Source organism: Acinetobacter sp. V2 (assembly GCF_001188385.1).
Lineage (GTDB): Bacteria > Pseudomonadota > Gammaproteobacteria > Pseudomonadales > Moraxellaceae > Acinetobacter > Acinetobacter oleivorans.
In genome coordinates, this window is record NZ_JZFB01000004.1 from 160,545 (window position 1) to 183,352 (window position 22,808).

Genomic DNA, 22,808 nt, shown 5'->3' on the forward strand with positions numbered 1-22,808 from the left:
GTTTTATCGTTTCTGAAAGAGAAGTCTGAGCAAGTAAAAGTCCAGTGATAAACGCCAATATTGGCAATAATAACGCCACGTTTTCTCCTCTCACCCATCAAAATCAGTTTGTTATGCTACACCTTTTCAAAGTGAAATGTACTCTCCATTTCAAGTAATTTAAACTTCACTTTCTCAGCTCTCTCCAAAATAAAAATTAAATACAGCCTTTATAGAACTACCCTTTTAGATTTTGACTGACGGTTATTGTCTTAAAAATGACATATAAATGTCACATTGTTGTCATGGCAACCTGTTGATATAAAGCAAACTGAAAAGAGGTATCAGATCATGGCCGGTTTATCTATTTGGCACGTCGTTATTTTTGCAATTGTCGTTATTTTATTATTCGGTACATCTAAATTAAAAAATATCGGTAAAGACGTAGGCGGTGCAGTAAAAGACTTTAAAAAATCAGTTCGTGAAGAAGACGAAACTGCTGCTCTTAATACTCCACGTACAATTGATGCCCAAGTCAAAACCCCTGACAGCACATCAGTGAAAAGCTAAAGGTTTTCCACCATGCTTGATGTAGGAATGACAGAGCTACTCTGTTTTGCAATTATTGCAATTTTAGTTTTAGGCCCAGATAAACTACCAGAAGCCGCACGCTTTGCTGGTCGCTGGTATGTTCGCCTAAAACGTTATATTACCAATTTGCAAAATGAGATTGATCAAGAGTTGCGTCTTTCTGAATTTCGAAAAGAAATGCAAGAAGAACTCAACCGCATTGAAGCACTAGAACGCAAAGTACAACAACAACTTGAAGAAATACAAAAACAGACTACTTCAGACAACTCAGAAAAAACTGAGGTAGCTGAAACTATATCTCAGTCTACGATGTACTCCCCTGTATCGGGTCATTATGAAGTGCCCTTTCTTGCCAAATTTACACCTTTGGCATCTCAAAGCGACACTTTAGAAACACCTCCCGTTAAATTGAAGATTGCCGTATGAACCAACTGCCTTCAACGACTGTAAATACGCAAGAAAATTTAGACCAAATGCCAATCATGAACCATTTGGTCGTTTTAAGACGTCATTTATTTAGGATTGTCGGGGTAACATTATTTTTATTCTTTTGCTTATTACCCTTTCGAAATAATACTTACCAATTATTATCTGAACCTTTAAGGCTGCAACTTCCAGCATCATCGTCAATGATTGCAACAGATGTAACTGCAACCTTTATGGCGCCTTTTAAGCTCAATTTATTTGTCGCGCTTGTGCTGGCAATGCCATTTATTCTTTATGAAATATGGACTTTTGTCCGCCCAGCGTTATATCAAAAAGAACGTCATTTAGCACTGCCATTACTCATCGGTAGTATCGTTTTGTTTTATGCTGGAGTTGCCTTTGCATACTACATTACACTTCCGGCAATTTTACATTTCTTTATTAGTGTATCGCCTGAAACTGTTGCACCTATGACCGATATTAATAGCTACCTAAGCTTTTGCTTAAAGCTGTTTTTAGTTTTTGGTGTCACTTTTGAAATTCCAATCGCGACGCTTCTACTGATTTTAATTGGTGTGGTAAATACAAAAAGTCTTGCTGAAAAAAGACGTTTTATCATTGTGGGCTGTTTTTTTGTAGCCATGTTCATTACCCCTCCAGATGCAATTTCTATGGTGATGTTGGCAATCCCGATGTGGTTGCTTTTCGAACTTGGATTATTGTTCGGTAAAATTCTTGAGAAAAGAAAAGCTCAATCTGCTGAATAAAATGATATCTAAGAGAAAGCCTGAACCTCTAAGTTCAGGCTTTTTTGTCTAGGTCACTTTTTAATCTACAAAGCCATAAACTGTCTTCAAAGTGACTTAAAAATGTAAGAAAAGTGTCATTTCCAGTCCATAGAATCAACTCAACAAATATACTCACAAAAGTTACGGATTTATTATGACAACTGCTTCTAACCACCCAACACGTCGCGACATTTTAAAATGGTTTACGGGGATCCCTTTTCTTCCATTAGGTGCGATGGCTACGGCAGCAACGTTAGCAGGATGTAACGATAGTAATGATGATTCAGACATTACAACTCCATCAAAACCAATTAACTTTAAAAATGCAACGTTCACGTCAATGCCTGCTCCTTCAGTTGTAGCAGATATTGCAACGACAGCATGTGCATCAAAGCTTGCTATTTCATGGGAAGATGGCAGTAAAACCGAATACCAACTTGCTTACAAACCATTCTTCTTAACAGGTACAGAAGTTCCTGATGGTAAAGGCGGAAAGATTATCGCGGGTGGTTATGTTGACATTAATAATAAGCCAATTATTGATAAATCAGTTGCAGGTAAAGAACGTCAATTCTTCTCTGACTGTCCAGATGGTAGTTCTCTGATTAGCTTTAAACAAGCGACTGGCAAAGATTTCACAGATGCAGACAAGAAAGCATTAGGTGTAACTGGTAACCCAGTGTTCCATGTAGTTCAGTTTGAATATTTATCAAAAGACCAAAATGGTGGTGATACTTACGGTAAATTATCATCTCCGATTGCAGTGCTTACTTTAGATCAAGACCCGAAAACCGGTCATTTGACTTTAATTAAATATCACAATGTAGACACTTCAAGTGCGCATGGTTTATGGATTACTTGTGGTGCAAGCTTGTCACCATGGGGAACTCATTTATCGAGTGAAGAATATGAGCCAGATGCTTTCAACCAAAAGTTAGGTCAATCACTTTCAACACTTAAAGCATTCAGTAAAAATGTGTATGGTGATGAAAATGCGGCCAACCCATATAACTACGGTCATTTACCGGAAATTACGGTAAATGCAGATGGTACGGGTCATGTGACAAAGCACTACTGTTTAGGCCGTATTTCACATGAGCTTGTGCAAGTTTTCCCAGATAACCGTACTGTATTAATGGGTGACGACTATACCAATGGTGGTCTCTTCATGTTCGTTGCAGATAAAGAAAAAGACCTATCTGCTGGCACACTTTACGTTGCAAAATATACAACAGTACTTACAGATACAACGACTGGTCAGATCTCATGGATCAAGCTTGGTCATGCAACAAGTGTAGAGATTGAAAACCTAATCAAGAGCGGTATCAAAGGAACTGACATTTTCGAATCGGTTCTACAAATTGCCAAATATCCAAGCGATGCAACGACAGCAGAAAAAGATGCTATTGATGCTGGAGATAAAGGTACACCTGAACAACAAGTTTTAGCAAAAGCTGCGAAAGATCGTTTAAAACTACAACAAGCTGCTCAAAAAGCAGAATTAGAAGCTCAAGGTTTTAAATTTACTTATTTGAGCAAAACTGGTGTTTATCTCAAGCTTAAAGATAACAGCGACAAAACTAAACTTGCTGCGGCTTTCCTTGAGACACACCGTTATGCAGCTTACGTTGGTGCTTCAATGGCATTGACCAAGAACGAAGGTACGACTGTAAATATTGCAGATAAACGCGCATATTCAGCTTTAGCTAACATTGTTGATTCAATGGTTGAAGGTGGTAACGGTTACCTTGCTGAGCACAACGTTAAATTCCCGAAAATCACGGCTGGTGGTATTTTGGAGCATAAACTGACAGGCGGCCAAAAAGACAGCTCAAATGTAGCAATTAACAGTGAATGGGTACCTAGCCAATCTAGTCTTCTCATTAAAGGTAGAGACATTAGCTTTGACAGCTTAGGTAACACTGCTGACCCAGAACAGATTGCTAGCCCTGACAACTTGAAGTTCTCTGAAAAGCTACGTACGTTATTTATCGGTGAAGACTCTGGTAACCACTTAAATAACTTCTTATGGGCTTACAATGTCGACACTAAACAGCTCATTCGTATCTTGTCTACACCAGCAGGTGCAGAATCAACTGGTCTACACGCAGTCGATGAAGTAAACGGTTGGACTTACATCATGAGTAACTTCCAACATCCAGGTGATGAATGGAATCGTTTCTATAAAGAAACTAACGGTGTTCGTACTGGTATCAGTGCAGATTTACTTTCGCAAATTGATACAGCGATTAATACAAACTACAGCAATAAATTTGCAGCAGCGGTTGGCTATATCACTGCCGACCCAATTGCTCCATCTGTTGTGAAAAAATAATCTCTTTCACCAAAATAGAAGAAACCTGCCTTATGCAGGTTTCTTTTTTTTGACTAAACAATCAATTATTTCACAAACCTATCATCAAAACGTCAAAGCCTCGTCACACTACCCAACTAAGCTAATGAAGATTTTTAGAACAATCTCTTTATTTCTTTACTTACTTAGGAATTTCCCATGACAGAGCTGACGCCATATCATGAAGATCAAGAACTGGACAATAATACTTCTGACAATATCCACTTTCGTGACATTTTAGAACAACATGTAAGTCGCCGTAGTTTAATTACTAAAGCAGCAAGCGGTGCTGTAGCTTTAACTTTAGCCTCAACTTTAACAGGCTGTAATGATAGTAATGATGACTCAGGTTCTAACAATGGTGGAATCCCACCTGTAGATCCAAATAAAAAACCAGAGAAATTAACGTTTACAGCAGTGGCAAAAAACCACAACGACATCGTGACTGTACCAGAAGGTTATGAAGCCAATGTCATTTACGCTTTAGGTGATTCAATCAACCCTGCTTTTGGTGATTGGGACGACAATAATATTCCATCTGGTCCAAGCTTCCAGTTCCGTTCTGGTGATTGCCATGACGGTATGCATTTCTTTGGTTTAAATACGTCAAAAAACAACTTTGATGAAAGTGTTTCGGCTGAAGGTTTGTTGGTGATGAATCACGAATATATCAACCAGACCTTCCTTCACCCAAAAGGCCCAACAAAAGTTAATGGACGCCGCCCTGAAGATGAAGTCATTCGTGAGACCAATGCGCATGGCGTTTCTATTGTTCACATCAAAAAAGATGCAGCAACTCAAAAAGTAGTAATTGATAAAAAATCAATTTTTAACCGCCGTATTACAGCGTCAACAGAGATGAATTTTGCAGGTGTTGCTGCTGGGTCTAGTTTGCTTGCAACTCGTTTCTCACCTGCTGGTCGTCAAACTCGTGGCACCCATAATAACTGCGGTAACGGTTATACGCCTTGGGGCACATACTTAACTACCGAAGAAAACTTTATTGGTTATTTCCAACGTTCAGGTAGCGATGAATATGCACGTACAGATGCAGAAAAAATTGCATTAAAACGTTATGGGTTAGGAGTTAAAAAAGATGAACTTTATCAGTATGAGAAAGATGAAAAAGGTGCTCCTAAAAAAGATAAAGACGGCAAGATCATTTATTTAAAAGATAAAAATGGTGAGTTAATCCCTAACGTTGATGAACAAGGACGACAAATTTATTTAGGCGTAAGTTCTCGCTACGGCTGGGAAACAGCAATTGGTCAAGTTGAATCACAAGACTTATATGACCGCTGGAATGCCGATGTAAAAGCTGTACAGCCGACACAGGACTATCGCAACGGACCAAATACATTCGGCTGGATGGTCGAGATTGATCCTTTTGATGGTCGCCAAAATCCGGTTAAAAGAACATCGCTAGGTCGTTTTGCACATGAAGACAGTGCTTGTCGTGCCGTAGCAGGTCAGCCATTAGCGTTTTATATGGGTGATGACTCTCGCGGTGAATACATCTATAAATTCGTCTCGACTGCTGTATGGGATGTCAAAGATATAAATCGTGGTTATGCAGCTGGCGACAAATATATGAACACGGGTAAATTGTATGTTGCCAAATTTAATAATGATGGTTCAGGTCAATGGATTGAACTTGCCTACGGCAAAAATGGCTTAAATGAAAGTAACACTACTTACCCTTTCAAATCTCAGGCAGATGTTGTTACATTTGCACGTTTGGCGGGTGATGCAGTCGGCGCTACCAAAATGGACCGTCCAGAATGGTGTACGGTTAACCCAGTAAACGGCGAAGTCTATGTCACCCTAACCAATAACTCAAATCGTGGTAAAGATTACGCGACCGATGCTGCAAACCCACGTAACTACACAGACCTCTACAACGGCACTAAAGAGCAAAAGGGTAACGTTAACGGTCATATTATCCGTTTTAAAGAAACTGATGACAAAACGACTGCTGAAACTTTCAAATGGGATATCTACTTATTTGGCGCAGAAGCATCTATGGCTTCAAATATCAACTTATCGGGTCTGACAGACAATAATGATTTGTCATCTCCTGACGGGATGTGGTTTGACCCACGTGGTGTACTTTGGATTCAAACAGATGATGGGGCTTACACCGATGTCACTAACTGTATGATGCTTGCTGCACTACCAGGTCAAATTGGTGATGGTGCTGCTGCCACTACGTCAAATGGCCAACAAACGCTAGTCGGTGCAAAAGTTACAGACTCAACATTACGACGTTTCTTGGTTGGACCAAAGCAATGTGAGATTACAGGTATTGCCATGACACCTGACCACAAAGCTATTTTTATTAATGTTCAACACCCTGGCGAAGACTCGAAAAGTTACTCGACACCAGACAGTAACTGGCCTGCAACTCAAAAAAACCCAAGCAATAAAACTGCACGCCCACGTTCAGCAACAGTTGTGATTACCCGTAAAGATGGCGGTGTGATCGCAGGCTAATTTGTAGAAGGTTAAAAATGCCGATCAATTGATCGGCATTTTTTATTGCTATCGATTTAAAAGAATTTGCTGCTCTACAATTTGACCGCTGTGCTCACCTTGTTGGGTCTTTTCAAACCAAAGCCATTCATTATTGGTCATTCTTAGAAAATTCGAACAGCGTGTACCATACACAGGACTTTGAATAAAGGTAGATGACAATAACTCTTCCATCTCTGCTTGAATGCCAGTATTCGGTAATAAAGCAGTTGTGACTTTACGCTCATCTTCCAAAATATCCCACGCCGCATGTTGCAAAATTAACTCTTCTGTCTGATGCTGAAGCATAGGCAAAAACTCTTGTGTAAAACGTGTTCGTAAATGTTTAGTTTTTTCCCAATGTTCAGACATCAAGCCATTCGAAACCACATACACACCGTTAGCCAATACTTGCGGAGCTTCACCACGGTTACTCATATAAACCGCTTGATCAGCATTTCCCATAAACAAGTTAAAGCCAGCAAAATTCTGTTGTTGCTGTTCTAATTGTTGAGCAAATCGAATCGGCAATAAATCAGATTCTAAAAAAGCCTGCACCAAATGCCCCCGAGAAGTCTCATAAGACTTTTGATCCCGTCCATCACGGAAGTTGGTTAAAACAGCCCATCGACCTTGAGGCGTAACGCCCATCCACGTGCCACCCGACTGCAAATCTTGTCCTGCAACAATGGGGGTATGTTCCCACTGATGCAACAAAGCCGTTGGACGATGATAAAACTCATCCCGATTTGACATAAGACACAAGGGCATATCATCCAGAACATGCCATGCTAAAGCCACAATACACATTGATTCTTGTTCCCTATCTTTACACATTGAATGTACAACATTTTTCACATCATTCCGCTACAATCTGTCAAAACGTAAGATCAAGGAGCAGCAATGCTGACCTATCCTAATATCGATCCGGTCGCAATACATCTAGGACCTCTTCAAGTCCATTGGTATGGACTCATGTATTTATTGGCATTTTTATGTGCTTGGGGGCTTGCTTCCTACCGTGCCAAACAACGTGATGGCTGGACATCAGAAATGGTTTCAGACCTAGTGTTCTATGGTGCCCTAGGTGTTGTTCTGGGCGGTCGTGTCGGCTATGTCCTTTTCTATGAGTTTGATAAATTCCTCGAAAATCCGATTTGGTTATTCCAAGTCTGGACAGGTGGCATGAGTTTCCACGGCGGCTTTCTCGGTGTTATGGTTGCTATGCTATTTTGGTGTAAAAAATACCAAAAAACATGGTTCCAAACGCTCGACTTTATTGCCCCTTGTGTACCGACTGGCTTAATGTTCGGACGCATTGGTAACTTTATTGGTGGAGAGTTATATGGTCGTGCGGTAACTGACCCAAATTATCCATTCGGTATGATCTTCCCAACAGATCCGTTACACCTAGTTCGCCATCCATCACAAATCTATCAAGCGCTTTGTGAAGGTTTGATTCTATTCATTGTTCTGTGGTGGTTTAGTTCAAAACCGCGTCCTCGTATGGCCGTTTCTGCCTTATTCTTAATGGGATATGGCGTTGCCCGCTTTGTTATGGAATTCTTCCGCCAACCAGATGCCGACCAAGGTTTTATTCTATTTGGCTGGATGACAAAAGGACAGATTCTAACAATTCCAATGTTGCTGATTGGCCTTTGGATGATGTGGTATGCCTATCAAAAGAAAATTTATGACTGGGGTCCACAAAAGAATAGTTAATATCTAAATTAGAGGAGTTTCGGCTCCTCTTTTCTTTTTTTATGCTACAGTTTTTACTCTCCCAAGATGAAGATATACCATGCTGGAATTCTGGTTTGACACGCAAGTCCCAACATTTAAAAAACTAGTGATTTTGATTATTACGCTACTTATTTGTATTGCGCTATATCAATACCAACCACTGCCTTTAGATACGATTCTCATGTTTACTGGAACTGGGGTAATTTTTTTAATCTGTCGTTACTTTAAATTGCATTTCGCTCAAAGCAACCCGACGGGTTTACTCTACCGTCTATTTACTTGGATCCCTATTGCCCTTTTGTTTGCCCTTATTTTTGTTAAAGCGATGCCGAACTTGCTGATCTGGGGTGTGCAAGGAATTGCTTTTATGGCACTTGCTGCTTTTATTTTTTCACCTCAATCGCTTTTTAAGAAATAGGTTTGGTTTTCATGTTGGCTTATTGGTACAACGCTCCGCGCCATATCAAACTCATCTTCATTATTGCGGTTTGTGCTGCAATTTATGTAGCCAATCAAGTCCAGCCTTTATCGCCGACTTATATTGTTCTTAGCCTTGCGTTAGGTTTCGGACTTCATTTCGGGCAACATTTACAAACAAAAATTTCAGATCGTAGTTCATATAAATCTAACTTCCAGTTTCTGCTTAGAATTTACCCTTTCATTATTGTTGCTATTGTGGTGTGGATATTGCCACCTCAGCACAATTGGATCGTAACGTTACAAGCTTTAGGCTTTGTACTGGTGGGATTTTTCCTGGTTTCAATTTATCAAAATCGTGCCAAGCGTTTTTAAGCATAAAGTTTAGCTCGTTTTTACTATTCCCAAAGCATGCTATTATCTTCCACGGTTTATTGATCCATGAACCGTCTCCCTTTTATTTTATGGAATTAATCCGAACTCGAGAGTGTTATGCGTGCATATTTAGACCTACTACAACATATCCTTGATAATGGCGGTGACAAAGGCGACCGTACAGGCACAGGAACCCGTTCTGTATTTGGTCATCAAATGCGTTTTGATCTCTCTAAAGGTTTTCCTTTACTCACCACAAAAAAAGTTCACTTTCGTTCTATTGTGATTGAGTTACTTTGGTTTTTAAAAGGCGACACCAACGTCCAATATCTAAAAGATAATAAAGTTTCAATTTGGGACGAATGGGCAACAGCAGAACAAACTGCTCGTTTTGGCCGCCCAGAGCATGAGCTTGGTCCAGTCTATGGTCATCAATGGCGTAATTTCGGCGCAACCAAAAATGCGGATGGTACTTATAACCAAGATGGTTTTGACCAGATTAAATGGTTAATTAATGAAATTAAAACCAATCCAAACTCACGTCGTTTAATTATCTCTGGTTGGAACCCTAACGAAGCTGGACAAGTAGCCTTACCACCTTGCCACACGCTTTTTCAATTTTTTGTACAAGATAACAAATTGTCATGCCAACTTTATCAACGTAGTGCAGACGTGTTCTTAGGTGTCCCTTTTAACATTGCGAGCTATGCTCTACTCACCCATATGATTGCTCAAGTGTGCGGTTTAGGAGTCGGTGATTTTGTATGGACTGGTGGTGATACACATCTTTATGCCAACCATTTTGAGCAAGCACAACTTCAATTGACACGTGAACCTTTACCGCTCTGCCAATTGAAACTAAATCCAGAAATAAAAGACTTATTTGATTTCAAATTTGAAGATGTTGAAATTGTAGGTTATGAGTCGCATCCTGCAATTAAAGCACCAGTTGCAGTATAACGACGACTCAAATTTCATTAGGTTACGGTTTAGAGAATAAGATTATGGCATGGCAAAATGTAGAAGTTGTTCACGTTGTGGCAATGGACAAAAACCACTGTATCGGTAAAGGCAATGCGTTGCCATGGCATATTTCTGCCGACTTAAAACACTTTAAAGAAATCACACAAGGCGGTGTGGTTGTGATGGGTCGTAAAACCCTTGAGTCTATGGGCCGTGCGCTACCAAACCGTGTGAACTGGATCATTACCCGTGACATTAACTGGCAATTTGAAGGTGTTAAAATTGCCTATTCAATTGAAGATGCTTTAAATGCAGCTTTAGAAGATGTAAAAAATACTGAAAAGCAGGCATTGTTCATCATTGGTGGCGGCGAGATATTCAAGCAAACTTTGTCAATTGCAGACCGTCTTGAACTTACTCATGTTGACTTAGATGTGCAAGGTGATGCACATTATCCAACAATACCGAGTGAATTTCATAAAACTGCAAGTGAACAGCAAGTTGATGAAAAATCAGGAACTTCATTCGAGTTTGCCACTTATAAAAAATAATTCAATGGATACCTATGCACAATATCGGAACACGTGAATTTATTATTGCTCTACTTTTTGGGCTGTTACATAGTCTATTCACGCTGTTTATTGTGTTCTCTAGTATTTGGGTATGCGTAGCACTCTGGGTTCAACAGCCTTTTGGCTGGTTAGGCAGCCGCATACTCATTGGCATCTGGATTGCTTTTGCGCTGAGTATGGCGGGCCTATATGTTGAAGGCCATCTTGTTAGCAGACGTACAGACATCCTGATTTACCTTTTAGCATTTGCCTGCTCTCTCGTTTGGTATTTTTCGATTACTGCACGTCAAGACCGTGACTGGAATCCTGAAGTTGCCAATATGCTGAGCTATGAAAAGCACGGCGATGTAGTCACTCTGCATAATGTCCGTAACTTCAACTGGCACCCCGATGGAACCTATGATGTTCGCTGGGAAACTCGAACTTTTGATCTTAACCAGTTGAATGGCATAAACATCATTGCCTCTTACTGGATGGGACCACAAATTGCCCATACACTGGTCAGCTTCGAATTTGCACACCAACAACCACTAGTCTTCTCAATCGAGATTCGCAAAGAAAAAACTGAAGAGTTTTCAGCGATCGGCGGTTTTTTTAGAAAATATGAACTGAGCCTAATTGCTTCTGATGAAAAAGATATTGTCTATACGCGTAGCAACATCCGCAAAGAGCAGGTTTATAATTTTCCTATCAATATGCCACGATCTGAACAAAAAGCTTTATTTTTAGAATATCTTAAAAAATCAGATGAGCTACGCACAAAACCAGAGTGGTACAATACGCTCACGAGTAACTGTACGACTCTAATTTTTGATATGGTTCAAGCGATTAACCCATATCAACTTCCTAAAGATTATCGTCTCATTGCTTCAGGTTATTTACCTAATTATTTATATGATCTTAAAGCTCTTAATCAAAATGTCAGTTTAAAACAGTGGTATCAAATTGCCCATATCAATCCACGTACTGAAAATTTTGAACAGCTTTCAGATCAGAGTAGTGAACACTTCTCTCAAATCGTTCGACAAGGTTTACCTAAAGCTAAATGAAATAAGTAATGCACTTTTCTTTACTTTTTTATACATGCTTTACTTTGTATTTTAAATACATAAACCCTATTGTAATAGGCAGGAAATAGAGGGAAAAACAATGCAACAGGCATTATTTGGTGGCGGCTGTTTTTGGTGCGTCGAAGCTGTATTTTTACAAATACGCGGTGTAGAAAAAGTAACTAGTGGTTACGCAGGTGGGCACACAACTAACCCTACCTACGAGCAAGTATGTCAAGGAGATACTCAACACGCTGAGGTGATCTTGGTTGATTTTGATGAAGAGCAAGTAACATACTCCCAGTTACTCGATGTATTCTTCGCGACTCACGATCCAACGACTTTAAATCGTCAAGGTAATGATATCGGCACGCAATACCGCTCTGTTATTTATTATTATAATGAAGAGCAAAAGCAGGCAGCGGAACATACGATTCAAACACTAAAAGATGATGATCTTGATATTGTGACTGAATTGTCTCCGGTTCCGACGTTCTATCCAGCCGAAGAATATCATCAGAATTACTATGCAAAGAATCCTTCACAAGGTTATTGTAACTTTGCGATTCCACCTAAGTTGCTTAAGCTCTATAGTAAATTCCAGCATCTTATGAAAGATCAATAAATTAGAGTAATAAAAAAGCAACCGATTTGGTTGCTTTTTTATTAGGTAAACTAAATTTTAGTTTTCACTGACAAAGGCAATATCGCTCAGTCCGGCTTCACTGGCGCGAGACATTACCTGTGCAACAGTATCGTACTTCGACTCTTTATCTGCACGAAGCTGAACTGTTGGTTTAACATCACCTTGACCTGCTTCTTGAAAACGTTTTTGAAGCTCATCAAGGCTAATTACTTGAGTATCCCAAGCCACTTCACCATTTGCATTAATACTAATCGTAATTGCTTTTGGTGGTGGATCAATAATTTCAGCAGTTGTTTTAGGAAGCGTTAATGGAATCGATGGGTTGGCAACTGTTGCTGTGACCAAAAAGATGATCATTAACACCAACATAATGTCGATTAGCGGAATGAGGTTCATCTCATTTATGCCACTATCGTGGTCTTCACCCAATTGAAAAGCCATTAAGCTTGACCTCCAACATAACTTTGCTGTGCAGTTTTAACATCAGACTTTACAGTTGAGTCTTGCTGCAACATCGTATCAATTAATAAGCTGTGCGCTTGATCTTGTAAGTCATGAGCAAGACCACGGTTAGCACGTACACAAATGTTATAAGCCAATACCGCAGGAATCGCAACTGCAAGACCAAGGCCCGTCATAATAAGCGCTTCACCTACTGGTGTAGCCACTTGAGCCAAACCTGCTTGTCCACTTTTACCGACTGCAACAAGTGCATGGAAAATACCCCATACCGTACCAAACAAACCAACGAATGGTGCAATTGAAGCAATTGTTCCTAAAACAGAAATACCTTTTTCAGCATTGACTTTTTCAGCAGAAATTTGACGAAGTAGAGCCTGCTCCGCAACCGCTTTACGCTGCTCAAAACTTAAAGGTTGTAACTTTGCTTTTAGCGAAGTGATAGCCTGAGAAAGTTGAGCATAAGCTTGTTGCTTTAATTGGCGAGTCCCCATCAAACGTAAGATGAAAACTGTCCAGGTAGCAATCGACATTGCCAATAAGATGAAATACAGGGTTTTACTCACTGCATCTGCATGTTGCCAATAGATTGAAAAGTTCATATGAACTCCTGATTAAGGTTAGCCGTTGGGACTCAAATTCATTTAAGGGGTTAAATCAAAGGGTTGCTCTGCTTTAATTGGATAAGCAACACCATTTTCCATATAAGGTTTAAATTTCGCACCGCGAACAGCACGGACAACTTTGTCATCTAGACTTGGAATACCACTACTTCTCGTCACTCGTACATTAATAATCTTGCCTTTTTCATCGGCTTCAATCAGTACCATGACAGAGCGTGCTTCGCCTTGTAAATCTTTTGAAGAAACTGTTAAACGTGGTGAACGACTCCACTGTACACCCGAACCACCAATTGAAACTCGTTTTGGTGATGGATCTGGAGCGGGTTGAGCTTTAGGTGCTTCTTGTACTACTGGCTTTGGTTTTTCAACGACTTTTTCAGAAACAGTCGTTGTTACCACTTTGGTTTCAACTTTAGGTTCTGTCTTTACTGTTTCTTTTGGTGTTTCAGCCTTTTTCACCTGTTGAATTTTTTCCACTTTTTTCGGTGGTGTCACAGGCTTTTCAACAACTTTAACTTCTTTTACCTCTTTTTTAGGTTCCGGCTTTTTAGGCGGTTCCTTTGGTTTAGGAGGTAGTGGTTTAGGTTGCTCTTGAATTTTTACGAAACGTACCTGTAAAGGTTTCTTATCGATTGGCTTTAATTCAGCAGGCTTAATATGGCTAACTGCCCATAAGACCCCGATATGACCAATTGCAACTGCAATTAGTGCTGTGATGACTTTCTTTTTCATCGGATTGGGAGCGTTTAAGGCTGCGGAAGATTGACTCATAAGAATCTAATTACCTAATGGATGATGATTTCAGATTTCTATTTATAGAAACGATTTCAAACATCGGATAGAACAATAAAGTGCCACAATAATAAATGAGAAGTGTTTTCATTTGCAACTATTTTTTGAGAAAAACATTTACTCTTTGTCATAGCTTCATGCTTGCCGAGTGTCTTTACTTTAGTTTTCTCATAGTTACATCAATAGATATCCAGTGTTCACAATTTGTTTAGCCAAACTTAAATAGTTGAGCTATTTACACCATGAACAGATCTATTTTTATGATAATCCCATTTATTATTGATATGTTATATTATTTCAATTTTATTTTAAATATAAAAAAACACGCAAGAAGCGTGCTTTTTTAGAATAACTGTTATTTAAAAAACAACGGTCTTATTACCATCAACAATAATACGATCTTCTAAATGCCATTTCACTGCACGAGCCAATACATTACGCTCTACATCTTCACCTAGCTCACGTAATTGCTCAACATTATAGTCGTGGCTCACACGCTCAACGTCTTGCTCAATAATTGGACCTTGGTCAAGGTCAGCAGTCACATAGTGGGCTGTCGCACCAATCAACTTCACACCTTTTTCATAAGCTTGCTTATATGGATTGGCACCCACGAAAGCTGGCAAGAAAGAATGGTGAATATTGATGATTTTCATTTCCCATTTCGCAACAAAATCTTCGCTTAAAATCTGCATGTAACGTGCAAGAACTAATAAATCATTGCCTTGCATCATTTCATCAATTTGCGCATAAGCTTCAGCTTTATTGTCTTTAGTGACTTTAATTACAGTAAATGGAATACCGAAGTTTTCAACAGATTCACGTAAGTCTTCATGATTAGAAATGACATGAGTAATTTCACAAGGTAACGAACCGCGTGCATGACGCCATAACAACTCAAGCAATGCATGGTCAACTTTAGAAACTAAAATACCAACTTTTTTAACATCGTTAACGAAAGCAAGACGCCATTGCATGCCGTAACGCTCAGCAACGTTCGCAGCAAAAGTTTGAATTAATGCATCTTTACGCGACTGTAAATGATCAAGTTCAAATTCAACACGCATGAAATAACGTCCGCCCTGAGCTTCCGTCGCATACTGATCAAGCGCGGTAATGTTTGCACCTTGGTGATACAAAAAGCTCGATACCGCTTGTACGATCCCTGGCTTGTCTTCACAAGTAATCAGTAAACGGGCTGTATTGGCAGTGGTCATATTCATTTGGTTAATATCACTTAATTGAGATAAATCTTTTAATAGGCCGAGTATTCTAGCGCCCTAAATAAACAAGCACAACTATTCGTCTTTTAAGGACGATAAGCTAGCAAACAGATCTGAAGGGCCAAGAGATTCAAGCAACTGCTCATAAGTTGCTCGGCTTTCTCCCATAAGATAAGGGCCTTCAAGGAAAACCATTTGGCGTAATGCTTGCCAAACCCATTTTTCTTCTAAATGGTTATTGTCACTAATATGACCAGACATATACAAAAAGTTTGTCCAGTTTGTTAATACAATCCAGAGGTTAATAATGAGGGCTTCAATTTCCGATGCCGTCATTTTCATAAGACCTGCATCTACAAAGGCTTGATAAATCTTTTGCCCCTGCTGCATCACCTGCCCCGCAAAACGCGGATAAATCTTTTTAAAGTCTTCGTTACTTTCAACTAAATGATAAACATCACGATGAATAAAACGGTAACTCCAGAGTTGACCGCTGAGCACTTGAAAATAGTTAATTTTATCATTGGTCGTTAATGGTCTGTCGTCAGGTAAAGAAAGTACTTCCAATGTCTCGGCCTGATATTGATACATTAATTCCTTAATGATTTCATGCTTATTCCGAAAATGATAATACAAGTTTCCGGGACTGATACCCAACTCCGCAGCAATATGATTGGTTGTAACTGACCGTTCACCTCGCTCGTTAAAAAGCTGCAAACTGATTTGTAAAATCCGGTCTTTTGTCTTCAGAGCTTTAGGTTGAGACATTTTAATAACCTTTAATAATTCACATGGTTAAGACTTGAACACATAAACTGACTTGACTATTTAGAGTATTTACTCTAAAAAATAAATATATCAATGTATTTGGTAAGTACCGATGAACAGTCAAACAAAAACAAATCCAGAGACTCAGCTTCCTTATGATGTTAAGCATTTACATGATTTGCTTGAACAACAAAAGCTTGCTTATTTACGTCATCCGGTACCCACTGCTAAAGAGCGTATTGATCGTTTAGCTCGTCTTAAAAGAGTCTTGGTAAAATATCAAGATCAGATTGCCGACGCAATTAACCTTGATTATGGCAATCGTGCAGTTATGGAAACAAAAATTGGTGAGCTACTCACCAGTTTGGAACAAATCAAATATTACAGTAAACATCTGACAGCGTGGATGAAACCTTCAAAACGCCATATCAGTGTATTACATCAGCCAGCAAAAGGTTGGGTACAATATCAACCTATGGGTGTAATTGGTATTATTACACCATGGAATTACCCATTACTTCTTTCAGTTGGGCCATTAATTTGTGCACTGGCAGCTGGCAACCATGCCATGATCAAAATTTCGAGTGCCTCTCCTAACTTTGGCCGAGTTCTTGAAAGTGCATTAGCAGAAGCGTTCCCACAAGAATTAGTTGCTGTAGTAAATGGTGGCGGCGTTATTTCAGACGCTTTTAGTCATTTGCCTTTTGACAAAATGATTTTCACAGGCTCAACTTCTGTTGGTAAAACAGTGATGGCAGCCGCAGCTCAAAATCTGGTTCCTGTTATTCTTGAGTTAGGCGGAAAATCTCCTGCCCTTGTGCATGCATCTATGGATATGAAAGATGTGGCTCAACGTATTGCTGTAGGGAAATTATGGAACGCGGGTCAAACCTGTGTTGCACCTGACCATATTTTCTTGCCACGCGGGAAAACTGCCGAGTTCATCGAAAACTTTAAATTGATTGTGGCTGGTATGTATCCGCATTTCCGCAATAATCAAGATTACACGTCTATTATTAATGACAAACAATACAACCGCATTCAGGGCTATCTTGAAAATGCCCGCGATCAAGGTGCTCGTATTATTGAAATTAATCCTCAAAATGAAATTTTAGATGATGTCCGTAAAATTGCACCGACTTTAGTTACAGGCGTAACGACTGCAATGGATATTATGCAAAATGAAATTTTTGGTCCGATCCTACCAATTTTAGAATATGACCAGATAGAAGAAGTCATCGAATTCATTAATAGTCGCCCGCGTCCTTTAGCGATGTATTATTTTGACTATGATCAGGCACGTGCTGACTATATTGCACAGCATACCCATTCAGGACACTTCGGAATCAACATGGTGATTACCCATGTGGCTCAAGATGATTTACCGTTTGGGGGAATTGGTGCATCAGGTATGGGGAAATATCACGGACCAGAGGGCTTTTTTAGCCTTTCTCATGAACGTTCGGTGATGTCTAATCCAAAACTTTATAGCCTTAAATACATTCTTCCACCGTTCAATAAGCCCATTCATCGTTTCATTTCGAAAACCTTGTTGCGCTAACTGATCAAGGCATGATCTGTTATACTAAATCATGCCTCGTTTTTACCAATTCCGCTTGTCTTTTAATCGTATTTTTGGTATAAAACGCCCCTTGAATGAATTCATCCGTTTACATTTAGTATGACTGGCCACAGATTTGCTGTTGGCTGAATCAATGGAGTTACACCATGTCTAAGGTTTGCCAAGTTACCGGCAAGCGTCCAGTCGTTGGTAACAACGTCTCACACGCCAACAACAAAACCAAGCGCCGGTTCGAGCCGAACCTGCACCACCACCGTTTCTGGTTAGAAAGCGAAAAACGTTTTGTACGTCTTCGTTTAACCACTAAAGGTATGCGTATTATTGACAAATTGGGTATCGAAAAGGTTGTTGCAGACCTTCGTGCTCAAGGTCAAAAGATCTAAGGAGTCTGAACAATGCGTGATAAGATTCGTCTCGTTTCTACAGCTGGTACAGGTTATTTCTATACCACGACTAAAAACAAACGTACTATGCCGGAAAAAATGGAAATCAAAAAATTTGATCCAAAAATCCGTCAACACGTGATTTTCAAAGAAGCTAAAATCAAATAATTTTAGCCTCGAAAAAAAACGACTTCACAATGAAGTCGTTTTTTTTTGCATTTTTTTTATAGCTAGCTTTTTTTTGTTAAACTTTCCACATATTTCGCCTTGGCATTTTTTATGCTTGTCTTTAGCCTAACTCACGTAAAAGGAGTTTTTAGTGCCGCATGACGTAGATTTAATTGTTTTACTTGCTGTTGGTTTCGGTGTTGCCCTCTTTTTTGGTTATCTTGCAGCCCGATTACGACTTCCTCCTCTTATCGGCTATTTAATTGCCGGAATTATTATTAGCCCAAATACACCCGGTATAGAAGCAGATATTCATCTTGCTAATCAGCTTGCAGAACTCGGGGTCATGTTCCTGATGTTTGGTGTAGGGATGCACTTTTCATTAAATGACTTGCTGCTGGTTCGACGTATTGCTGTACCAGGTGCGATTTTACAAATTGCCGTCGCTACCCTATTAGGGGTCGGTGTATCCATGCTCTGGGGATGGAGTTTTGGTTCTGCACTCGTTTTTGGCTTAAGTCTGTCGTGTGCGAGTACTGTTGTATTATTAAAAGCTTTAGGAGACCGAGGTCTTTTAGACTCAGTTAACGGCAAAATTGCTGTGGGTTGGCTGTTAGTCGAAGATTTAGTGATGGTACTTGTTTTAGTACTCCTTCCAGCTACAGCAGTTTTACTCGGTGGGAAAGCACCAGAAGGTGCAGATGGTAATATCTGGTTAACCCTTGGACTCACTTTATTAAAAGTAATTGGCTTTATTGCCTTTATGCTGATTGTAGGTAAACGTGTCGTTCCTATTATTATGCAGTTTGTTGCTCGTTTAGGTTCAAGAGAGTTATTCACCCTTACTGTTGTTGCAGCTGCTGTTTCAATTGCTTACGGGTCTTATGCCATTTTTGGGGTCTCAATGGCATTAGGGGCTTTCTTTGCAGGGATGGTTGTTAAAGAATCAGACTTTAGCCACCGCGCAGAAGAAGAAACGCTTCCACTACGTGAAATTTTCTCAATCCTGTTTTTTGTTTCTGTGGGTATGCTGTTTGATCCACATATTCTTGTTGAACGTCCACTCCATATTTTGGCCGTTATCGCAATTATTATGGTAGGTAAAACACTTGCTGCAATGGCTTTGGTTTTATTCTTTCGCTATCCAATTAATACAGCGCTTACAGTTGGCGCGAGTTTGGCCCAAATTGGTGAATTCTCATTTATTTTAGCGACTCTCGGCGTCTCATTAGGTTTATTAAGCTTAGAAGCACAAAATCTGATTTTAGCTGGCGCTTTATTTTCGATAACGCTGAACTCTTTTATATTCTCTGCCATTGAGCCTGTACAACGCTGGATTCGTGAGCGCTCTCACCTAGCCCGACTTCTTGAACGTAGTGGTGACCCATTAGCCATGTTACCCGATGAAGTTGATCAGGCTTACTTACGCGATCAGGTTGTGATTGTTGGATATGGCGGTGTGGGACGACGTATTACTGAAAATTTAATCAATGAAAATATTAAAGTCGTTATTGCTGAAGAGAATCGTGAAATCGTAGAAAAGCTACGTCAGTCGAATATTGCTGCTGTGAGTGGTGTTGCAACCGAACCAGGTGTTTTAATTCAAGCACACATCATGCATGCAAGACTCTTGGTGATCTCACCTATGGATATTTTAGATATTCACCGAATTGTGGCGATTGCTAAGCAATTAAACCCTCAAATTCAGGTGTTAATTTGCGCAGAAAGCAAAGAAGAAGCGGCAGTAATCAGAGATGAGAATATTGGTGAAGTGTTCTATGCCAAAGAGGAAATGGCAAAGAATATGAGCCATCATATATTAAATCAGATCGAGCTTGCCCATCAGTCAACTATTCATTAACCCATATAAAAAGCGTACTCAAGAGTACGCTTTTTTTAACTTAAGAATTTAGGCTGTTCGTCTAGTACCTCAGCCTGCCATTCATTTACCTGCTTTTCGAGCAGTCCAAACAGTGCAGCCTGAATCATATGCTGAGCAACAACTGGAGTTTGCTCACCCAAGATTGCTTTTACTTCATCGCTAAATTGAATTTTAACCAAGGGTTCATTCTCAGAACCTGCATTGCGCAAGGCGAGTTCGCCACCTTCGAGTTGGACTAATTCCAAAACGGCTTCTTGATTTCCAAATAACTCTTTCAATTGCTGTATAGACATATATTTCCTCCATGTTTCAACATGGTGGCAAAGCACCCTTGCACTTTGCATCTCTTGTCTTATTTATATAGGCACACCCGGATTAAATTTCAAGCGTTCGGGCAGTTTAATTTTAGAACTCGACCATTTCATTACGAAAACCATCAATTAAATGGCTTAATTCGCGATGCCATTCACGCAAAATCTTAACATCTGGCAACCAAGATTGAGGACCTTGAGTCACTTTGATAATGAGATTAGAAGAAGTTTCTTCTTCTGGGGTCGGCTCTTTAGGCTCTGGTGCATATTGACACATACGGTAAGCTCGTTTGAGCTCTGCAACAAAACCATCTTTCGCCAATTGTTGCAAAACGGACACTTCTGGAGAAACTTGCCCTTTTGCCGCCATATGTTCTTCAATAGATTTTAAAGTGGGTTGCAATTCATTTAAACGGTAATAACGTACGAGTTCTTGTAAGAAAGCTAACATTGCGCCATGTAAATGAAATACAGCTGCTTCACGGTAAGCTTGTATCTGCTGCACATGATCGGTCTGTTCTGCCTGTTGACACGCTAAGCGCGCAAAATAGAGCTTCTGATTGGTACGATCGGCATGATAACGAGCAACACGTGACATAACTAAACTTTCCTGTTCTAAAATCGCTATTGCAACAGCTATTCTTTAGCTTAACGACTCCATTAATAAAATCAACGTTATTTATGGTAAATCCAGCTCAACTTGATAAATTTTACGTTTCGCTAAAACTTTTAGTGGCTGCTTTATAGGACGAATATTACTTAAAACCCAAGCAAAATACCCTTCGTCCCAAGCAGTTGCACATGCTGGTTCAATTTCATCATTTCGCCAAGCATGAATAGAGTCGACATCAACCAAAGCGACAGCAACTCCCTCTTCTTCATCTGTATCTTTAACCAAAAATTTTTGGTTCTCGACAATTAATAGATCTTTGATTGGCAGTTTTGTAGGTACCCATGAACGCACTTCAAGTGTTTTGATACCTTCAGCGATACGAGTGCCATTTGGCGTTACAATCGAAAGAGCTAAAAACTGTCTTTTCACACTGAAGACTTATTCTTCAGCTGCTTTAACGCGAATTCCATTACCTTTAACCTTAAGCAGGTTTAAGCCTTTAATTGCCTTAATTGCTTCACGTGGGTTAGGCATTTCAACAAAACCAAAACCTTTCGATTTACCTGTGTCTTTATCAGTAACAAGAACACACGTTTCAACTTTACCAAATGCTTTGAATAACTCTAAAATTTCAGTTTCACTCACAGCACGATCTAAATTACGAACTAATATCTTCATTTTCTAACCTTAATTGGCAATTAAAGGGAGTAGCCAATATATTTAAGTAATCACAGTGTCTTATACAGTAGTTTAATCCAGATCGATACCAAAACCTAAATTTACTGTAGGTGAACGGTTCCATTGTTTTTTAGCAAATGGCTGAGGTACTTGCCTATGAATCTTTGCCTGAACCAAATGTGCAGGAAGATCATTTAGGAAATAACTTTCGATTTTACGACCTTGTTCGTCATAATTGTCTTCTGACCATGTATTGAGATTTTGCTTGGTCAAAATTAATTCATTCTCTGCACGTGTTAATGCAACATACAATACGCGGCGCTCTTCTTCGACATCATCAAAATCGCCCTGTGCCCTTGCATAAGGATATTGATTTGGAGATACATGAGGTACATAGCAGACTTTCTGTTCAGCACCTTTAGCGGAATGAATCGTAATTAAAGTCACTAAATCCTGATCAGCAGCTTTCTCAATTTCAGAAACTGAAATAGGTTCAAGAACATATTCTTCGAGGAACTCACCTAAAGACGCATGTTTACGTGCAAGTTGTTTGACTAAATCAAAGTCTTTTAATCGGCGTGACCAATCTTTAGTTTTATAATTTTGCTCTAGCTGTTCACCTAAAGCATCAAGTGCCAAGCCAATACTTGCTTCAACATGCTGCTGTAATACATCTAGCTGTTTTAAAATTAAAATCGCTTGTAAAGGGACTTTCCCATGACGTTCTAAACGATTGCAGCGCTCTTCAACGTCAACAATTCCCATCAACTCTTGGGCTAGCTTACTTGCACCAACATCACCAATACCATCCCACAAGGTTAAAAAACGCATCCACGCCAAATCATCGTGAGGATTGCTCACAATACGTAGCAAGCTAAGCACGTCTTTCACGTGTGCAGATTCAAGAAGTTTT

General features: G+C 39.6%; 28 protein-coding genes. 16 read left to right on the plus strand and 12 right to left on the minus strand.

Translation table 11 applies throughout. The annotated features are described in order from the left end of the window. The coding region (locus UC75_RS21755) for a hypothetical protein (RefSeq protein ID WP_228137397.1) at positions 1-79 on the minus strand (79 nt) is incomplete at its 3' end. A 251-nt stretch (positions 80-330) separates the two neighbouring features. On the opposite strand from UC75_RS21755, the gene UC75_RS13695 reads away from it, so the two are divergent. The 5 genes from UC75_RS13695 (at position 331) to UC75_RS13715 (ending at position 6,630) form a co-directional block, all read left to right on the plus strand. Beyond that, on the plus strand, positions 331-549 hold the full coding sequence (locus UC75_RS13695; RefSeq protein WP_004794775.1) for a Sec-independent protein translocase subunit TatA: 219 nt from the start codon (positions 331-333) through the stop codon (positions 547-549). A gap of 12 nt (positions 550-561) precedes the next feature. After that, positions 562-996 carry a Sec-independent protein translocase protein TatB gene (tatB, locus tag UC75_RS13700; protein WP_013198995.1) on the plus strand — a complete coding sequence of 145 codons (435 nt, stop codon included), beginning with the start codon at positions 562-564 and terminating at the stop codon, positions 994-996. Then, entirely contained in the window at positions 993-1,763 is a 771-nt protein-coding gene (gene tatC, locus UC75_RS13705; protein WP_004794778.1) for a twin-arginine translocase subunit TatC, read from the plus strand. Before tatB ends, tatC begins: the two co-directional genes overlap by 4 nt. 175 nt (positions 1,764-1,938) lie before the next feature. Further along, positions 1,939-4,119, plus strand: a complete 2,181-nt coding sequence (locus UC75_RS13710; RefSeq protein WP_049837919.1) for a PhoX family protein — start codon at positions 1,939-1,941, stop codon at positions 4,117-4,119. Between the two features lie 177 nt (positions 4,120-4,296). Further along, positions 4,297-6,630, plus strand: coding sequence for a PhoX family protein (locus tag UC75_RS13715; protein ID WP_049837920.1), 2,334 nt, complete (start codon positions 4,297-4,299; stop codon positions 6,628-6,630). Positions 6,631-6,678: 48 nt separating this feature from the next. On the opposite strand, the gene UC75_RS13720 is transcribed toward UC75_RS13715, so the two are convergent. Beyond that, positions 6,679-7,458: an NRDE family protein gene (locus tag UC75_RS13720; protein ID WP_049837921.1), complete on the minus strand. Its 780-nt coding sequence runs from the start codon at positions 7,456-7,458 to the stop codon at positions 6,679-6,681. 93 nt (positions 7,459-7,551) lie between these two features. Here UC75_RS13720 and lgt point away from each other — a divergent pair, with 93 nt between their 5' ends. The 7 genes from lgt to msrA all read left to right on the plus strand — a co-directional run bounded on the left by lgt (position 7,552) and on the right by msrA (position 12,392). Further along, on the plus strand, positions 7,552-8,370 hold the full coding sequence (gene lgt, locus UC75_RS13725; protein ID WP_005302151.1) for a prolipoprotein diacylglyceryl transferase: 819 nt from the start codon (positions 7,552-7,554) through the stop codon (positions 8,368-8,370). Positions 8,371-8,449: 79 nt separating this feature from the next. After that, the gene (locus UC75_RS13730) at positions 8,450-8,809 is read left to right on the plus strand and encodes a hypothetical protein (protein WP_013198999.1); all 360 of its coding nucleotides are present in this window, start codon (positions 8,450-8,452) and stop codon (positions 8,807-8,809) included. 11 nt (positions 8,810-8,820) lie between these two features. Next, the gene (locus UC75_RS13735; RefSeq protein WP_049837922.1) at positions 8,821-9,183 is read left to right on the plus strand and encodes a hypothetical protein; all 363 of its coding nucleotides are present in this window, start codon (positions 8,821-8,823) and stop codon (positions 9,181-9,183) included. A gap of 117 nt (positions 9,184-9,300) precedes the next feature. After that, the gene (gene thyA, locus UC75_RS13740; protein WP_005302144.1) at positions 9,301-10,143 is read left to right on the plus strand and encodes a thymidylate synthase; all 843 of its coding nucleotides are present in this window, start codon (positions 9,301-9,303) and stop codon (positions 10,141-10,143) included. Positions 10,144-10,187: 44 nt separating this feature from the next. After that, positions 10,188-10,697 (plus strand): dihydrofolate reductase, encoded by a 510-nt coding sequence (locus tag UC75_RS13745; protein WP_049837923.1) that lies wholly within the window; start codon positions 10,188-10,190, stop codon positions 10,695-10,697. Positions 10,698-10,711: 14 nt separating this feature from the next. Next, positions 10,712-11,767, plus strand: coding sequence for a DUF4105 domain-containing protein (locus tag UC75_RS13750; RefSeq protein WP_049837924.1), 1,056 nt, complete (start codon positions 10,712-10,714; stop codon positions 11,765-11,767). A 100-nt stretch (positions 11,768-11,867) separates the two neighbouring features. After that, the gene (msrA, locus tag UC75_RS13755; RefSeq protein WP_005036987.1) at positions 11,868-12,392 is read left to right on the plus strand and encodes a peptide-methionine (S)-S-oxide reductase MsrA; all 525 of its coding nucleotides are present in this window, start codon (positions 11,868-11,870) and stop codon (positions 12,390-12,392) included. Between the two features lie 57 nt (positions 12,393-12,449). Here msrA and UC75_RS13760 read toward each other — a convergent pair whose 3' ends face one another. The 5 genes from UC75_RS13760 to UC75_RS13780 form a co-directional block, all read right to left on the minus strand. Next, positions 12,450-12,854, minus strand: coding sequence for an ExbD/TolR family protein (locus UC75_RS13760; RefSeq protein WP_003654800.1), 405 nt, complete (start codon positions 12,852-12,854; stop codon positions 12,450-12,452). Continuing rightward, positions 12,854-13,474 carry a MotA/TolQ/ExbB proton channel family protein gene (locus UC75_RS13765; RefSeq protein WP_004641039.1) on the minus strand — a complete coding sequence of 207 codons (621 nt, stop codon included), beginning with the start codon at positions 13,472-13,474 and terminating at the stop codon, positions 12,854-12,856. The genes UC75_RS13760 and UC75_RS13765 overlap by 1 nt, the downstream gene beginning before the upstream one ends. Positions 13,475-13,516: 42 nt before the next feature. Then, the gene (locus tag UC75_RS13770; RefSeq protein ID WP_013199006.1) at positions 13,517-14,266 is read right to left on the minus strand and encodes an energy transducer TonB; all 750 of its coding nucleotides are present in this window, start codon (positions 14,264-14,266) and stop codon (positions 13,517-13,519) included. Positions 14,267-14,646: 380 nt separating this feature from the next. Further along, positions 14,647-15,510, minus strand: coding sequence for a formyltetrahydrofolate deformylase (purU, locus tag UC75_RS13775; protein ID WP_004794803.1), 864 nt, complete (start codon positions 15,508-15,510; stop codon positions 14,647-14,649). Positions 15,511-15,585: 75 nt separating this feature from the next. Next, entirely contained in the window at positions 15,586-16,278 is a 693-nt protein-coding gene (locus UC75_RS13780; protein ID WP_005302132.1) for a TetR/AcrR family transcriptional regulator, read from the minus strand. A 112-nt stretch (positions 16,279-16,390) separates the two neighbouring features. Here UC75_RS13780 and UC75_RS13785 point away from each other — a divergent pair, with 112 nt between their 5' ends. The 4 genes from UC75_RS13785 (at position 16,391) to UC75_RS13800 (ending at position 20,272) form a co-directional block, all read left to right on the plus strand. After that, a complete protein-coding gene (locus UC75_RS13785) occupies positions 16,391-17,839 on the plus strand; it encodes a coniferyl aldehyde dehydrogenase (RefSeq protein WP_049837925.1) in 1,449 nt (482 codons plus the stop codon). A 167-nt stretch (positions 17,840-18,006) separates the two neighbouring features. Continuing rightward, positions 18,007-18,243 (plus strand): 50S ribosomal protein L28, encoded by a 237-nt coding sequence (gene rpmB / locus UC75_RS13790; protein WP_000048256.1) that lies wholly within the window; start codon positions 18,007-18,009, stop codon positions 18,241-18,243. 12 nt (positions 18,244-18,255) lie between these two features. Next, a complete protein-coding gene (gene rpmG, locus UC75_RS13795; RefSeq protein WP_003654787.1) occupies positions 18,256-18,411 on the plus strand; it encodes a 50S ribosomal protein L33 in 156 nt (51 codons plus the stop codon). Positions 18,412-18,562: 151 nt separating this feature from the next. Continuing rightward, the gene (locus UC75_RS13800) at positions 18,563-20,272 is read left to right on the plus strand and encodes a cation:proton antiporter (protein ID WP_049837926.1); all 1,710 of its coding nucleotides are present in this window, start codon (positions 18,563-18,565) and stop codon (positions 20,270-20,272) included. A gap of 35 nt (positions 20,273-20,307) precedes the next feature. On the opposite strand, the gene UC75_RS13805 is transcribed toward UC75_RS13800, so the two are convergent. From UC75_RS13805 to UC75_RS21760, 5 genes are all read right to left on the minus strand, one after another. Continuing rightward, complete coding sequence (locus UC75_RS13805) at positions 20,308-20,586, minus strand: hypothetical protein (RefSeq protein ID WP_002114792.1); 279 nt, start codon at positions 20,584-20,586, stop codon at positions 20,308-20,310. Positions 20,587-20,698: 112 nt separating this feature from the next. Then, complete coding sequence (locus UC75_RS13810; protein ID WP_004794811.1) at positions 20,699-21,202, minus strand: DUF6586 family protein; 504 nt, start codon at positions 21,200-21,202, stop codon at positions 20,699-20,701. Between the two features lie 81 nt (positions 21,203-21,283). Beyond that, on the minus strand, positions 21,284-21,646 hold the full coding sequence (locus UC75_RS13815; RefSeq protein WP_013199009.1) for an ASCH domain-containing protein: 363 nt from the start codon (positions 21,644-21,646) through the stop codon (positions 21,284-21,286). 9 nt (positions 21,647-21,655) lie between these two features. Next, the gene (locus tag UC75_RS13820; RefSeq protein WP_003654760.1) at positions 21,656-21,895 is read right to left on the minus strand and encodes an RNA recognition motif domain-containing protein; all 240 of its coding nucleotides are present in this window, start codon (positions 21,893-21,895) and stop codon (positions 21,656-21,658) included. Positions 21,896-21,967: 72 nt separating this feature from the next. Next, the coding region (locus UC75_RS21760) for a 3'-5' exonuclease (protein ID WP_322842907.1) at positions 21,968-22,808 on the minus strand (841 nt) is incomplete at its 5' end.

Excerpts from the sequence above, each read along its gene's own strand:
- thyA (WP_005302144.1), top strand. The coding sequence starts at position 9,301 with ATGCGTGCATATTTAGACCTACTACAACATATCCTTGATAATGGCGGT.
- UC75_RS13765 (WP_004641039.1), bottom strand. The coding sequence starts at position 13,474 with ATGAACTTTTCAATCTATTGGCAACATGCAGATGCAGTGAGTAAAACC.
- UC75_RS13780 (WP_005302132.1), bottom strand. The coding sequence starts at position 16,278 with ATGTCTCAACCTAAAGCTCTGAAGACAAAAGACCGGATTTTACAAATC.
- UC75_RS13735 (WP_049837922.1), top strand. The coding sequence starts at position 8,821 with ATGTTGGCTTATTGGTACAACGCTCCGCGCCATATCAAACTCATCTTC.
- tatC (WP_004794778.1), top strand. The coding sequence starts at position 993 with ATGAACCAACTGCCTTCAACGACTGTAAATACGCAAGAAAATTTAGAC.
- UC75_RS13810 (WP_004794811.1), bottom strand. The coding sequence starts at position 21,202 with ATGTCACGTGTTGCTCGTTATCATGCCGATCGTACCAATCAGAAGCTC.
- UC75_RS13750 (WP_049837924.1), top strand. The coding sequence starts at position 10,712 with ATGCACAATATCGGAACACGTGAATTTATTATTGCTCTACTTTTTGGG.
- UC75_RS13720 (WP_049837921.1), bottom strand. The coding sequence starts at position 7,458 with ATGTGTATTGTGGCTTTAGCATGGCATGTTCTGGATGATATGCCCTTG.
- UC75_RS13745 (WP_049837923.1), top strand. The coding sequence starts at position 10,188 with ATGGCATGGCAAAATGTAGAAGTTGTTCACGTTGTGGCAATGGACAAA.
- UC75_RS13805 (WP_002114792.1), bottom strand. The coding sequence starts at position 20,586 with ATGTCTATACAGCAATTGAAAGAGTTATTTGGAAATCAAGAAGCCGTT.
- rpmB (WP_000048256.1), top strand. The coding sequence starts at position 18,007 with ATGTCTAAGGTTTGCCAAGTTACCGGCAAGCGTCCAGTCGTTGGTAAC.
- lgt (WP_005302151.1), top strand. The coding sequence starts at position 7,552 with ATGCTGACCTATCCTAATATCGATCCGGTCGCAATACATCTAGGACCT.
- purU (WP_004794803.1), bottom strand. The coding sequence starts at position 15,510 with ATGAATATGACCACTGCCAATACAGCCCGTTTACTGATTACTTGTGAA.
- UC75_RS13715 (WP_049837920.1), top strand. The coding sequence starts at position 4,297 with ATGACAGAGCTGACGCCATATCATGAAGATCAAGAACTGGACAATAAT.
- tatB (WP_013198995.1), top strand. The coding sequence starts at position 562 with ATGCTTGATGTAGGAATGACAGAGCTACTCTGTTTTGCAATTATTGCA.
- UC75_RS13695 (WP_004794775.1), top strand. The coding sequence starts at position 331 with ATGGCCGGTTTATCTATTTGGCACGTCGTTATTTTTGCAATTGTCGTT.
- UC75_RS13770 (WP_013199006.1), bottom strand. The coding sequence starts at position 14,266 with ATGAGTCAATCTTCCGCAGCCTTAAACGCTCCCAATCCGATGAAAAAG.
- UC75_RS13710 (WP_049837919.1), top strand. The coding sequence starts at position 1,939 with ATGACAACTGCTTCTAACCACCCAACACGTCGCGACATTTTAAAATGG.
- UC75_RS13730 (WP_013198999.1), top strand. The coding sequence starts at position 8,450 with ATGCTGGAATTCTGGTTTGACACGCAAGTCCCAACATTTAAAAAACTA.
- UC75_RS13760 (WP_003654800.1), bottom strand. The coding sequence starts at position 12,854 with ATGGCTTTTCAATTGGGTGAAGACCACGATAGTGGCATAAATGAGATG.
- msrA (WP_005036987.1), top strand. The coding sequence starts at position 11,868 with ATGCAACAGGCATTATTTGGTGGCGGCTGTTTTTGGTGCGTCGAAGCT.
- rpmG (WP_003654787.1), top strand. The coding sequence starts at position 18,256 with ATGCGTGATAAGATTCGTCTCGTTTCTACAGCTGGTACAGGTTATTTC.
- UC75_RS13785 (WP_049837925.1), top strand. The coding sequence starts at position 16,391 with ATGAACAGTCAAACAAAAACAAATCCAGAGACTCAGCTTCCTTATGAT.
- UC75_RS13820 (WP_003654760.1), bottom strand. The coding sequence starts at position 21,895 with ATGAAGATATTAGTTCGTAATTTAGATCGTGCTGTGAGTGAAACTGAA.